Origin of the sequence: Neisseria sp. HMSC31F04 (genome assembly GCF_001807735.1) — a bacterium.
GTDB classification, from domain to species: domain Bacteria; phylum Pseudomonadota; class Gammaproteobacteria; order Burkholderiales; family Neisseriaceae; genus Neisseria; species Neisseria elongata.
Map to the genome: position 1 here is coordinate 27,961 of NZ_KV790802.1, position 13,429 is coordinate 41,389.

Genomic DNA, 13,429 nt, shown 5'->3' on the forward strand with positions numbered 1-13,429 from the left:
ATGCCGATACTGACCTGCCGCAGCGAAAGCCTCGGCCTCGTGCTGTACGATGCCAACGGCTACCTGCTGCTGCCCGAGACGGCCGGGAATACCCCGACCAAAAAACAAGGCTACCTGCGCCAATGCGAAGTTGAAGAGCAGCAGTAGCGGCAGGAAAGCAGGGGTTGCCGAAGAATATCAAAGACTTCTACAAATACTTCCGCCCCAAAGTGGACGAACTGATGGCGCGCCACGGCTTCGAATATGCACTGCCCTGCTCAACCCGGCAGCATGTGTACGCAAGAATTCAAAACGGGATGTCGTCATCGATGTCATCTACAGGCTGGGCGGGTGCGGCCGGAGCTTGGCGGCGCGGCGCGGCGGGCGGCTCGCTGTTGTAGGCGGGCTGCTGTTGTGCCTGGTAGGGTTGTTGCTGGTATTGCTGCTGCGGTGCAGGCTGGTAGCCTTCGTCGTAAGGCGCGCTGCTGCCGCTGCTTTGCCGTCCGCCGAGCATTTTCATTTCGCTGCCGATGATGTCGTAGGCTGTGCGCTCGATGCCGTCTTTGCCGGTGTATTTGCGGCTTTGGATGCGGCCTTCAATGTAAACCTGGCTGCCTTTTTTCAGGTATTGTCCCGCCACTTCGGCCAAGCGGCGGTAGAGGGTGATATTGTGCCATTCCGTGCGTTCCTGGCGCTGTCCGGTTTGGCGGTCGTTCCATGTTTCGCTGGTGGCGATGGAAAAGTTGCAGACGGCCTCGCCGTTGGGCATGTAGCGCACTTCGGGGTCGCGGCCGAGGTTGCCGATAAGGATGACTTTGTTTAGGGACATTTTTTATACTCCTGAGATGATGTTTTTGGCTGCGGCTTCGTCGAAACCTTTTTGCAGGGCTTTGATGTAGACGGTTTCGCCGTCGCTGCTGAAGCTGATGTGCTCCACGCCGGCTACCTTGCCGAGTGCGAAGTGTAGGGCTTCCTGCCGTCCGTGCCAAGATGTGCCGATTTTAAAGGCAATGTTTTTAACCGGTTTTGGTGCGGGGCTGAGGATGGCGCTGACCAGCCAGGCGGCGGTTAATACGAGTGTAAACGAGAGGACGGCATACATGCCGTAATTTTGGTAGAGCATTCCGCCTGCCAGCCCGCCGCAGAGCAGGCCTATCGATTGCAGGGTGTTGTATACGCCCATGGCCGTGCCTTTCAAGTCGGCGGGGGCGATTTTGGAAACCATGGAAGGCTGGCTGGCCTCCAAGATGTTGAAACCGATAAAGTACACAATCAGGCAGGCGGCAATCAGCCACAGGGAGTGCAACGACAACATTAGGGCGGCGAGGGCAATCAAGGTCAGTACGATACCGGAGATGAAAACCTGTTTGAGGCGGTTGCGCGTTTCGCCGACGATAATCGCGGGAACCATCAGTATCAGGCCGATCAGTGTGGCGGGGAAATAAATTTTCCAATGTACGGTTTTGTCCAAGCCCAAATCGACCATGATGAAGGGCAGGGTGGTAAACAGAGCCATCATGCCGCAATGCAGGGCGAAGATGCCGAAATTGAGGCTCATCAGGCGGCGGTCGGCAAACACTTCGCCGAAACGGGACGGCTGCGCCTGCGCGTCTTCGTGCAGTTTGGATACGGCGGGGTCGGGCGTCCAAAACGCCACCACGGCCATGCTGGACAAGGTCAGCAGGCCCGTCATGATAAACAGGCCTTTCACGCCGATGACGCTGGTCAGCATCGGCGACAGAATCAGGCTGGCGGAGAAGGTGATGCCTATGCTCAAGCCTATCATCGCCATCGAACGGGTGCGGACTTCCTCACGCGTCAGGTCGGCCAGCAACGCGGTTACCGCAGCACTCACCGCCCCCGCGCCCTGCAATGCGCGGCCGATGACGAGCATTTCCAGCGAATCGGCCGAAGCGGCGAGAAAACTGCCGGCGGCAAACAGCAGCAGGCCGAAATAAATGGTTTTCTTCCGGCCGAAACGGTCGGAAGCGATGCCCAGCGGAAGCTGCATCAAAGCCTGCGTCAGTCCGTACATGCCCACGGCCAGGCCGACCAGGGTTTTGTTGTTGTCCGCGCCGGGCAGGCCGTCGGCATACAATGCCAGCACGGGCAGCACCAGAAACATCCCCAGCATCCGCAATGCGTACACACCCGATAACGAAGTGCTGGCACGCCATTCTTCGGGAGACATTTGGGTTTGGTTTGATCGAGCCATCTTTTACCATCCGAAAGGCCGTCTGAAAAACATAAAACCGCACAGCGGCTGCATTTTTGCAGGAGAGGCCGTTTGAAAACTGTATAAAGCGGCGGATTATATACCAATCGCGGCAGGAAACCACCGACAGATGCCGCGCGGGCAGGCGGCCGAATCTGCTACAATCCACGCTTTACCGAACAGCCGTGCGTCTGAAGCGATTTTCAGACGGCCAAAATATATAGGGAGGCCGTCTGAAAAAAGGCACACCGCGCGGCACAGCAAGAAGGATTACACAATGAGCAAGAAACGCGTCCTCACAGGCGTAACCACTACCGGCATCCCGCATCTGGGCAACTACGTCGGCGCCATCCGCCCTGCCGTCCGCGCGGCGCAAAACCCCGATACCGAATCCTTCCTTTTCCTCGCCGACTACCACGGCATCATCAAATGCCACGAGCCGGAGATGATTCACCAATCCACCCAGGCCGTTGCCGCTACTTGGCTGGCCTGTGGACTCGATCCCGAGCGCACCACCTTCTACCGCCAAAGCGACATTCCCGAAGTGATGGAATTGAACTGGATTCTGACCTGCATCACCGCCAAAGGCCTGATGAACCGCGCCCACGCTTATAAAGCCGCCGTGCAGGCAAACGCTGAAAACAATCAGGAAGACCCCGACCACGGCGTAGAAATGGGTCTGTACAGCTACCCTATCCTGATGACTGCCGACATCCTCATGTTCAACGCCAACGAAGTGCCCGTCGGCCGCGACCAAATCCAACACGTCGAAATGGCGCGCGACATCGCCGGCCGCTTCAACCACCGCTTCAAAGAAGTCTTCACCCTGCCCAAAGTGAAAATCGACGAAAACGTCGAACTCTTGGTCGGCTTGGACGGACGCAAAATGTCCAAATCCTACGACAACACCATTCCGCTTTGGGAAAACAACAAGAAAACCCAAAAATCGGTCAGCAAAATTATCACCAATATGAAAGAGCCGGGCGAGCCGAAACAGCCCGACGAAAGCCCCTTGTTTGAAATCTACAAAGCCTTCTCCACGCCGTCTGAAACCGCAGCGTTCACACAAATGCTTGCCGAAGGCCTGGCATGGGGCGAAGCCAAAAAGCTCTTGGCCGCCAAAATCAACGCCGAGCTGGCAGAACCGCGCGAACGCTACAACGAGCTGACCGCCAATCCTTCGCAAATCGAAGACATCCTGCAGGCAGGCGCAGCCAAAGCGCGCAAAGAAGCGCGCGAACTGCTGGACAAAGTACGCGACGCCGTCGGCATCCGTCCATTGAAGTAAACGAATGGCCTGCCTTATTCCAAAGGCAGGCCGTCTGAAAAATAAAACTGCTGTTAATTGTGAGGAAAAATGCAGAAAATTCTAATTTCCCTGCTTTTGGCCGCTGCCATTCCGGCTTTGGCGCAAACGCCGAAAACCAAAAGCGAAACCGTTAAAGCGGAATACTGCCCAAGGCCGTCTGAAAAACAGGAATGCGGAAAAATCGAGATAACCCGCCTGATGTTTGCCGAACAGGCCCTGACGGCATTCTCCGACGGCTTGTTGTATGACGGTCTTGAAGAATTAGAGCTGGCAGATTTCTCGCCAAGCCATGTGTGGAAAAAATTGAAAGAAACAGTAGATGAAACCAAGGACGACGAGGGTAAATACCTGCGTTTGGAATACATTGCGGGCAACACCTTGTTCGGCTATTCGCCCGACTACTTAACCATACGCACCAATATATGGATTTACGGCGGCGGTGCGCATGGCAATGGCGGAGAATATTTCAGCACGGTTCCGCGTCGAGGCAAAGTAGAAAAACTGACAACGGACGACATCCTTCTGCCCGGCAAGAAAGCCGCATTCATTGCCTTGGTAAAAGAAGGAGTGGCTGATGAATATGTGGCGGCAGGCAAAGCCCAAAACCGCCAAGAAGCCTTGGAAATGTTGCCTTCCGGTTTCGAGCAAGATTATCAAAAAACGGATTTTAACTGGGCTTTGGATAAAAACGGCCTCTATTTCGCCTTTAATCCCTATTCCCTCGGCGGCTATGTGAATACGGCCTACTTTACCCTGCCGGCCAACAAACTGCAGGGCATCGTCAAGCCGGAATGGCTGCGCCAGTCACAGAGATTTCATAAAACAGCCAAAGACTGAAGATGAAGGCCGTCTGAAACGGTTAAATTGGTTTCAGACGGCGTGAAGTACCCATAATGGATGCCGGGCAAACGGCAGGAAAAGATGAAGATGATTTGATGAAGATGATTTACGGAATAGGTACCGATTTGACCGATGTGAAGCGTATTGAAAAGCTGCATCAGAAATACGGCCGCGCGTTTGCCGAACGTATCCTGCATCCGGTGGAATTAACGGAGTTTTCCGCTGCCGTGCGGCCGTCAGTTTTTTTGGCCAAACGGTTTGCCGCCAAAGAGGCTTTTGCCAAAGCTGTCGGCACCGGCATTCGGGGGGCGGTATCGCTGCAGCATATCGGTATCGGCCACGATGTGTTGGGCAAGCCCGAATATTTCTACGCCGCACCGCTGCAAAACTGGTTGGACGCGCAAGGCATCCGCCGAGTGCATTTGAGTCTAAGCGATGAGGATAATCATGTTTTAGCGTTTGCCATAGCGGAAAACTGAGGTTTGCGTGCATGAACAAGAGGCCGTCTGAAAAATAAAGTTTCAGACGGCCTCTTTAATATAGTGGATTAAATTTAAACCAGTACGGCGTTGCCTCGCCTTGCCGTACTATCTGTACTGTCTGCGGCTTCGTCGCCTTGTCCTGATTCAAATTTAATCCACTATATTGCCGTACGGTTCTATTCGTAAATGACGCAGTTGCTGTCGGTGCCGTTGGCGTTGCTGAAATAAGTATTGCTTTCCGAACAGGAAGAAGAGCTGGTTTCGCAGAGTGTCAGTATCATATCCTGATTGATTTTCAACACCCTCGGTTCGCTGTCTTTGTTTAAGGCGACAGCTTTGACGGTAAAGTTGTCCGGAAGGGCGCCGCGTGCATTTCCCTGCATCCTGAAGCAGAAATAGTCATTTTGTTTGACAGCCAAATCAGCCCAAGTAGTCGAATTCTTTTTAAAACTTTTATGCTGGGCATAAAATCGTTCGAGTGCATGTGCATTGTTCTGCAAGGCCGAAGCCGCCTGTTTTAATCGGGCGTCTTTGACATAACGCTGATAGGCAGGCAGGGCAATGGCAGCCAAAACAGCCGTCACCGCAACGGCAAACAATATTTCATACAAACTGAAGCCGGAAATGGAATACTGCCGATTCATTTTATTCCCCTTTAAAATGAGTAAAAGCGAATCGGCAGTATTCTGTATTTAGTATGATTTGTAAAGGATAATTTTATCAATACATTACGCACTCGTCAGCAGCTTCGCAGATGACGACGGTGCCGCTGTCATCTAACTGTAGGAAACGGGTTTCGCTGCTGTTGCTGGTGCTGTTGGGTTTAGCGGTCAAAGTAAAATGGTTGTCTTTGTATGTGCCCTCAATATTAAAGTAACGGTTGTCGTTTTTTAGTTTGTCAAAACCGGTAAATTTACGCTTTTGAGCATAGTAGCGTTCCAAACGCTGTGAGTTGTTCAATAAATCGGCGCGAGCATTTTCCAAACGGGAGCTGCGGACGAACCGGTCGTAAGAAGGAAGGGCGATTGCGGCAAGAATGGCCACAATGGCAACAGTAATTAATACTTCAATCAAAGTGAAGCCGCGTAGGGGATGTTTGTTCATCATGTTTCAACCTGTAATGTGAAAGCCGCCGTTTAATGTGATGTATGAGGCTGACCTGTTGCAATGCAACTTCGTAATTATAGCGAACTTCCGTTTAGTTTAGGGCTGAGGCGGGTAAGTAGATGATAAGCGGTTTTTTTGAGTGATAATCGGCGTATTGAAAAATCCGTTTCCGTTGCAGTGAAACAACGGAAATGCCTTAAGCATCGTATCTATTGGCCGGCATATGGATGCGCTATGTAACCGATATCATTGTGTTATATGTAAAGTTATTCGGCTTCGTGTAAATCAAAAAAAGTAAAAATACTTTTGAGACAATGAGGTAATAGGGTTCTTGCGTGGTTTGGCTGCTTGGCTGCATTCCGGGTTTACAGTACACTTCCCGCCGTTTTTCTTAAATCTAAACCGAATTTGGAAGAAAGCAGTTGTCAATGATGAAAAAAACTGTGAAATGGATTGCGATTCCGGCAGTCGCATTGGTTGCAGCCTATAGCGTATGGTCTTATTTCCAGCCCGAACCTCAAACTTCTTACATCACGGAAACGGTCAAACGCGGCGACATCAGCCAGACGGTATCCGCTACGGGCGAGATTTCGCCGTCGAACTTGGTGTCGGTGGGCGCGCAGGCTTCGGGGCAGATTAAGAAGCTGTACGTCAAGCTCGGGCAGCAGGTTAAAAAGGGCGATTTGATTGCAGAAATCAATTCGACCACTCAGGTGAATACGCTGAATACGGAAAAATCCAAGCTGGAAACGTATCAGGCGAAATTGGTTTCTGCCGGAATTGCGCTGAACAGTGCGGAGAAGAAATACAAGCGAGAAGCGGCTTTGTGGAAGAAAAACGCGACGTCCAAAGAGGATTTGGAAAGCGCGCAGGATGCGTTGGCTGCGGCTAAGGCGAACGTTGCCGAGCTGAAGGCTTCCATCAAGCAAACCAAAATCTCCATCAATACCGCCGAATCAGAATTGGGCTATACCCGCATTACCGCGACGATGGACGGTACGGTGGTGGCGATTCCGGTGGAAGAAGGGCAGACCGTGAACGCGGTGCAGTCCACGCCGACGATTATCCAGTTGGCGAATCTGGGTACGATGTTGAACAAAATGCAGATTGCCGAAGGCGATATTACGAAGGTGAAGGCGGGGCAGGATATTTCGTTTACGATTTTGTCCGAACCGGATACGCCGATTAAGGCGAAGCTCGACAGCGTCGATCCGGGCTTGACCACGATGTCGCTGGGCAGCTACACCACCAGCACGGACACGACTTCCAATGCGATTTATTACTACGCCCGCGCTTTGGTGCCTAATCCCGACGGCAAACTTTCCATCGGTATGACCACGCAGAATACGATTGAAATCAACAGCGTGAAAAACGTTTTGCTCGTGCCGACGCTGACGATTAAAAAACACGACGGCAAATCGTTTGTCAGCGTTTTAGGCGCGGACGGTAAAGCTTCGGAACGCGAGATTACGGTCGGTCTGAAAGACAGTATGAATACCGAAGTGAAAAGCGGTTTGAAAGAAGGCGACAAGGTGGTGATGTCGGAAATGAGCGCGGCGGAGCAGGCTGAAGCGGCACAACGCGCCATGCAGGGTCCGCCGAGATAAATAGGCAACAGGTCGTCTGAAAGTTTTGTTTCTTAGCAAAATCCCCCTTTCAGACGGCCTTTCCACTCCATACATCATTATCGGTCGGAAACACTTATGAGCTTAATCGAATGTAAAAACATCAACCGCTACTTCGGCAGCGGCGCGAACCGCGTTCATGTTTTGAAAGATGTCAGCCTGTCGATAGAGAAGGGCGATTTCGTCGCCATCATCGGGCAGTCCGGTTCGGGCAAATCCACGCTGATGAACATCCTCGGCTGCTTGGATAGCGCGACTTCGGGTTCGTATCAAATCGACGGCATCGAAACCGCCAAAATGGAGCCGGACGAACTGGCGGCATTGCGGCGCGAACGCTTCGGCTTTATTTTCCAACGCTACAACTTGTTAGGCTCGCTGACGGCGCGGGACAACGTCGCCCTGCCTGCCGTGTATATGGGCATGGGCGGCAAAGAGCGTTCTAATCGTGCGGAGAAGTTGTTGCAGGATTTGGGTCTGGAAGGCAAAGAAGGCAACAAACCCAGCGAACTTTCCGGCGGCCAGCAGCAGCGTGTCTCCATCGCCCGCGCCCTGATGAACGGCGGCGAAATCATCTTTGCCGACGAACCGACCGGCGCGCTCGATACCGCCAGCGGCAAAAACGTCATCGAAATCATCCAAAAGCTGCATAAAGAAGGGCATACCGTGATTATGGTCACGCACGATCCCGGTATCGCCGCCATCGCCAACCGCATCATCGAAATCCGCGACGGCGAAATCATCTCCGACAGTTCAAAAAATCCCGAAATCCCCGAAAGCAAAATAGAACGCATCAAAGAAAAATCTTCGTGGCTGTTTTATTACGACCAATTCGTCGAAGCCTTCAAAATGTCGGTGCAGGCGATTATGGCGCACAAAATGCGTTCGCTCCTGACCATGCTCGGCATCATCATCGGCATTGCCTCGGTCGTGTCCGTCGTCGCTTTGGGCAACGGCTCCGAGAAAAAAATCCTCGCAGACATCAGCGCGATGGGGACGAACACCATCAGCATCTTCCCCGGACGCGGTTTCGGCGACAGGCGCAGCGGCAGGATTAAAACCCTGACCATTGACGACGCGAAAGTCATCGCCAAACAAAGCTACGTCGCTTCCGCCACGCCGCAAACGACCTCCGGTGGCACGTTGACCTACCGCAACACCGACCTGACCGCCTCGCTTTACGGCGTGGGTGAACAATATTTCGACGTGCGCGGGCTGAAGCTGGAATCAGGCCGCCTGTTTGACGAGGGCGATGTGAAAGAAGACGCGCAAGTCGTCGTGATTGACCAAAATACCAAAAACAAACTTTTCGGCGAAGACACCGATCCTTTGGGTAAAACAATTCTTTTCAAAAAACGCCCGCTGACCGTCATCGGCGTGATGAAAAAAGAGGAAAATTCTTTCGGTAACGCCGACGTATTGATGCTTTGGTCGCCCTATACGACCGTGATGCACCAAATCACTGGCGAGAGCCACACCAACTCGATTACCGTCAAAATCAAAGACGACGCCAACACCCAAGTCGCCGAAAAAGGACTGACCGAGCTGCTCAAAACGCGGCACGGCACGGAAGACTTTTTCATGAACAACAGCGACAGCATCAAGCAGATGGTCGAAACCACCACCGGCACGATGAAGCTGCTGATTTCTTCCATCGCCCTGATTTCATTGGTGGTCGGCGGTATCGGCGTGATGAACATCATGCTGGTGTCGGTTACCGAGCGTACCAAAGAAATCGGCGTGCGCATGGCGATCGGTGCGCGGCGCAACAACATCCTGCAACAATTCCTGATTGAAGCGGTCTTAATCTGTATCATCGGCGGCTTGGTCGGGGTAGGGCTGTCCACGCTCATCAGCCTTGTGTTCAACCATTTCGTAACCGAGTTTCCGATGGAAATTTCCGTAATGTCCGTCATCGGTGCGGTTGTCTGCTCGACAGCCATCGGCGTGGCGTTCGGTTTTATGCCCGCCAACAAAGCTTCCAAACTCAACCCGATTGACGCCTTGTCTAAGGATTAAAGTTTCAGACGGCCTCCAAACCCAAAAGGTCGTCTGAAAACACAGTTTGGCTATTGTCATTACAATGAACATATAGTGGATTAACAAAAATCAGGACAAGGCGACGAAGCCGCAGACAGTACAAATAGTACGGAACCGATTCACTTGGTGCTTCAGCACCTTAGAGAATCGTTCTCTTTGAGCTAAGGCGAGGCAACGCCGTACTGGTTTAAAGTTAATCCACTACACACACACCGAGGAAAACCAAATGATTACCCTACATGTATTGGCACAGTCCCGCGCCCTGCGCATCGTCTGGCTGCTCGAACTCATCGGCGCACCGTATCAAATCAAAACCTACGCGCGCCATCCCGAAACCCTGCTCGCGCCCGACGAACTCAAAGCCGTTCACCCGCTGGGCAAGTCCCCCGTTATCGACGACGACGGATTCGTGCTCAACGAAAGCGGCGCGATTACCGACTACCTGATTCAAACCTACGGCGGAGGACGCTTCATGCCCGAACGCGGCAGCCAAGATTACTGGCATTACCAACGCTGGCTGCACTATGCCGAAGGTTCGCTGATGCCCTTGCTTTTGCTTGGGCTGGTGTTCCGCAAAATAGAAAACGCCCCCATGCCGTTTTTCGTCAAACCCGTCGCACGCAAAATCAGCGGCAACGTCAAAAACGGCTTTATCGAGCCGCAAGCCGCCCTGCATCTAGCCTATGTCGAAAACGAATTAAACGGCAAAGACTGGCTGGTCAGTAACCAACTCAGCGGCGCGGACATCATGATGAGTTACCCGCTGCAAGCCGCCGCCGACCGCTTCGGATTGGCGGAATATCCCAACATCCGCGCCTATTTGCAGCGCATCGAAAACGACTCCGCCTATCAAACGGCGGTACAGAAAGCAGGCGACCCGCTGCTGCGTTTGGATAAATAAGGTCGTCTGAAAAAGCAAAAGTCGGGTTTGGCTGCCCGACGAGATACCGAACACACGATTCACACAATACATTGCGAAAACAGCCCGAAGGTCGTCCGAACCCGCAACATATAGTGGATTAACTAAATCAGGACAAGGCGACGAAGTCGCAGACAGTACAGATAGTACGGAACCGATTCACTTGGTGCTTCAGCACCTTAGAGAATCGTTCTCTTTGAGCTAAGGCGAGGCAACACCGTACTGGTTTAAAGTTAATCCACTATATTTCAGACGACCCCTCCCGAAACAGGCATCTTCAGCCTTCAATACAAGGAAACCTATGGACGTTTACGCAACATACACAGCCCATTCACAAAGCGGCATCGAACAAATCAAAGCCTCCACCGGCACGCCAGCCGCCGTAGCCGAATGCAGCGCAGGCAAACTCTGGGACGCGCTGCATTTCGTCCTGACCGGCAAAGGCTCGGACGATGCAGACGCAGCAAACCCGTTGAGCAAAGCCATGATTGGCAACATCCTGCGGCAGGACGAAGAAGCGGGCGAACACATCGGCTGGATTGGCGATACCGAAACTGCCGAAGTGGCGAAAGCCCTGAAGCAAACCGACTTCGCCGCGCTGCTTGACGGCAAAACCGCAGCAGATTTCCAAAACAGCCAAATCTACCCCGATATTTGGAGCGACGAAAAAGCCTTTGCCGAAACCCGCGCAGAATTGGCGCAGCGGTTTCAAGAACTCGCCGCGTTCTACCAAGCCGCCGCCGAACAGCATTGCGGCGTCGTGGTCAGGATTTCATGATTTCAGACGACCTTTTTAAATGGGCAGAGGTCGTCTGAAAAAAGTAAGTCGGATACTTGTATCCGACATAAATTCAAATAAGAAATGGCTTTGCCGTCATTACCGCCTGCGCGGGAATGGCAGTGGCGAAAGTAGCGTGGGCTTCGCCCACGAAAACCAGTTCATACATCCGTTTTCAGGTTTTCAGACGGCCTCCAAAACAAAGGCTAAAACATGAGTCCCGACAAAGTACAAAGAAGCAAGCTGAACACGCTGACCGACCTGCCCAATGTCGGCAAAGCCGTGGCGGAGGATTTGGCTTTGCTCGGCATCACGCAGCCGCAGGATTTGGCGGGGTAGGACGCTTACGAAATGTACGACCGCCTGTGCAGCCTGACCTCAACCCGACAAGATCTCTGCATGATCGACATTTTTCTGTCGCTGGTTGATTTTATGCAGGGGAACGAACCGAAGCCGTGGTGGCATTTTACGGATCAGCGAAAAGTGTTTTTAGCCGATAAACATAGTGGATTCAAATAAAAATACCCATGCCTGTCATTCCCGCGCAGGCGGGAATTCAGACCTAGGCATTTAAAGAATATTTTGGGATGCTGCAATTTCAAACCTCTAGATTCCCGCCTGCGCGGGAATGACGGTAAATGGCACTTCCAATATTGTTCAGACGACATCCCAACCAACCCTCCATGCCGTCTGAAAATTTAAACCGAAAGACACAACATGCAGACAAAACCTTTTTTTCAGACGGCATTATCCCTGTCGCTCGCCCTTGCCTTAAGCGCGTGCGCCGTCCACAGTACCGACAAAAACCTCACGCTCGAATCGACAGGGCAGGTGATGAGCGCGGCGGAGGCCGCCGAACGCTACGACGTAAACGGCAACTGGTGGGAAATCTACCAAAGCCCGCAGCTCAACGCCCTGATGGCGCAGGCTTTGGAAAACAATATCGATTTGAAACAGGCGGCCATCAGCGTCAATAAAGCCCTGTATCAGGCAAATATTTTGGGCGCGGATTTGGTGCCGTCGTTCAGCGGTTCTGTGGGCGCGTCTACATCCAAAAATCTGAAAACCGGCAGCCACGGCAACACCTTCAGCAGCCAGCTCGGTTTGAGCTACGAATTGGATTTGTGGCGCAAACTCAGTGCTACCGCCGACGCGCAAGTGTGGGAATACCAAGCCACGCGGCAGGATATGGCAAACACGCGCCTGACTTTGATCAACAATATCGCCGACGCCTATTTCAACATCGCCTATCTCAACGAAGCCATTGAATTGGCGCAAAAATCACTCAAGCAATATCAGGAAATCAACCGCATTGCCGAAGCCAAGTTCCGCTACGGCAGAGCCGATTCCAGCCAGCCGACGCAGGCGAAACAATCGCTGTTGAGTGCGCAAAACAACCTGATTTCCCTGAAAAGCAGCCTCGACACGCAAAAACAGGTTTTACGCAACCTGCTCAACCTCAAGCCGAACGAAGCCATCGCCGCCGACCCCGCGCAATTCCGCCTACCGTCCGTCAAAGGCGTGAACCTCGACGTACCGATTACCGTATTGGCGAACCGCCCCGACCTGCGCGCCGCCGAATACCGCCTGCAATCCTCGCTCCAATCCGTCGAAGCGCAAAAACGCAGTTGGTATCCCTCGATTACCTTGGGCGCGAGCTTGAGCACGTCGTCTGAAAAAGCCAAAAGCGCGTTCAATATCCCGCTCTTGGGCGGCTCCGCCACCATCAACCTGCCGTTCCTCAACTGGCAGACCATGAAATGGAAAGACAAAACCGCCCAAGCCAATTTCGACAGCGCCAAACTCGACTTTGAAAAAGCCCTGACTACCGCGCTGAACGAAGTCAACACCAACTACCTCGCCTACCAAAACGCCCAAGCCGCGCTTAACAACCAAGAGCAGCGTTACGCCTTGGACAAGAAAAACAGCCGCTACTACCAAGTGCGCTACCAGCACGGCAAAAACGAGCTGAAATACTGGCTGGAAGCGTTGAACACGGAATACGGCTCCGCCCAAAACGTACTGAACCAGCGGTATGGAACGCTGAAATACGAAAACATGGTGTATAAAGCGATGGCGGGACGTTATACGCCGAAATAAGGATAAGGGGCCGTCTGAAAAATGTTCAGACGGCCTTT

At 52.7% G+C, this 13,429-nt stretch carries 12 protein-coding genes and 2 pseudogenes; 9 read left to right on the forward strand and 5 right to left on the reverse strand.

Annotation, left to right across the window (positions count from 1 at the left end; all coding sequences use genetic code 11):
• Positions 1-286: 286 nt before the first annotated feature.
• Positions 287-808 (reverse strand): single-stranded DNA-binding protein, encoded by a 522-nt coding sequence (locus HMPREF3107_RS06060; RefSeq protein ID WP_070454259.1) that lies wholly within the window; start codon positions 806-808, stop codon positions 287-289.
• A 3-nt stretch (positions 809-811) separates the two neighbouring features.
• A complete protein-coding gene (locus tag HMPREF3107_RS06065; RefSeq protein WP_070454260.1) occupies positions 812-2,194 on the reverse strand; it encodes an MFS transporter in 1,383 nt (460 codons plus the stop codon).
• Between the two features lie 277 nt (positions 2,195-2,471).
• Between HMPREF3107_RS06065 and trpS the strand changes: the two genes are divergently transcribed.
• The 3 genes from trpS to acpS all read left to right on the forward strand — a co-directional run bounded on the left by trpS (position 2,472) and on the right by acpS (position 4,822).
• The gene (gene trpS / locus HMPREF3107_RS06070) at positions 2,472-3,482 is read left to right on the forward strand and encodes a tryptophan--tRNA ligase (RefSeq protein WP_070454261.1); all 1,011 of its coding nucleotides are present in this window, start codon (positions 2,472-2,474) and stop codon (positions 3,480-3,482) included.
• Between the two features lie 69 nt (positions 3,483-3,551).
• Positions 3,552-4,340, forward strand: coding sequence for an RsiV family protein (locus HMPREF3107_RS06075; RefSeq protein WP_070454262.1), 789 nt, complete (start codon positions 3,552-3,554; stop codon positions 4,338-4,340).
• Between the two features lie 104 nt (positions 4,341-4,444).
• The gene (gene acpS, locus HMPREF3107_RS06080) at positions 4,445-4,822 is read left to right on the forward strand and encodes a holo-ACP synthase (RefSeq protein WP_070454304.1); all 378 of its coding nucleotides are present in this window, start codon (positions 4,445-4,447) and stop codon (positions 4,820-4,822) included.
• Positions 4,823-4,880: 58 nt separating this feature from the next.
• On the opposite strand, the pseudogene HMPREF3107_RS12330 reads toward acpS, so the two are convergent.
• The 3 genes and pseudogenes from HMPREF3107_RS12330 to HMPREF3107_RS06090 form a co-directional block, all read right to left on the reverse strand.
• Positions 4,881-4,991, reverse strand: a pseudogene (locus HMPREF3107_RS12330) (IS5/IS1182 family transposase); the annotation flags it as partial.
• A 10-nt stretch (positions 4,992-5,001) separates the two neighbouring features.
• Complete coding sequence (locus HMPREF3107_RS06085; protein ID WP_070454263.1) at positions 5,002-5,469, reverse strand: type IV pilin protein; 468 nt, start codon at positions 5,467-5,469, stop codon at positions 5,002-5,004.
• Positions 5,470-5,545: 76 nt separating this feature from the next.
• Complete coding sequence (locus tag HMPREF3107_RS06090; protein ID WP_070454264.1) at positions 5,546-5,932, reverse strand: type IV pilin protein; 387 nt, start codon at positions 5,930-5,932, stop codon at positions 5,546-5,548.
• Between the two features lie 431 nt (positions 5,933-6,363).
• Between HMPREF3107_RS06090 and HMPREF3107_RS06095 the strand changes: the two genes are divergently transcribed.
• From HMPREF3107_RS06095 to HMPREF3107_RS06120, 6 genes and pseudogenes are all read left to right on the forward strand, one after another.
• The gene (locus HMPREF3107_RS06095; RefSeq protein ID WP_070454306.1) at positions 6,364-7,539 is read left to right on the forward strand and encodes a MacA family efflux pump subunit; all 1,176 of its coding nucleotides are present in this window, start codon (positions 6,364-6,366) and stop codon (positions 7,537-7,539) included.
• Positions 7,540-7,635: 96 nt separating this feature from the next.
• On the forward strand, positions 7,636-9,573 hold the full coding sequence (locus HMPREF3107_RS06100; protein WP_070454265.1) for a MacB family efflux pump subunit: 1,938 nt from the start codon (positions 7,636-7,638) through the stop codon (positions 9,571-9,573).
• Between the two features lie 247 nt (positions 9,574-9,820).
• A complete protein-coding gene (locus HMPREF3107_RS06105; protein ID WP_070454266.1) occupies positions 9,821-10,495 on the forward strand; it encodes a glutathione S-transferase family protein in 675 nt (224 codons plus the stop codon).
• 319 nt (positions 10,496-10,814) lie between these two features.
• Complete coding sequence (locus HMPREF3107_RS06110; protein ID WP_070454267.1) at positions 10,815-11,291, forward strand: DUF1877 family protein; 477 nt, start codon at positions 10,815-10,817, stop codon at positions 11,289-11,291.
• A gap of 213 nt (positions 11,292-11,504) precedes the next feature.
• Positions 11,505-11,810 (forward strand): annotated as a pseudogene (locus HMPREF3107_RS06115) (helix-hairpin-helix domain-containing protein).
• Between the two features lie 198 nt (positions 11,811-12,008).
• On the forward strand, positions 12,009-13,391 hold the full coding sequence (locus HMPREF3107_RS06120) for a TolC family protein (RefSeq protein ID WP_070454269.1): 1,383 nt from the start codon (positions 12,009-12,011) through the stop codon (positions 13,389-13,391).
• Positions 13,392-13,429: the final 38 nt, after the last annotated feature.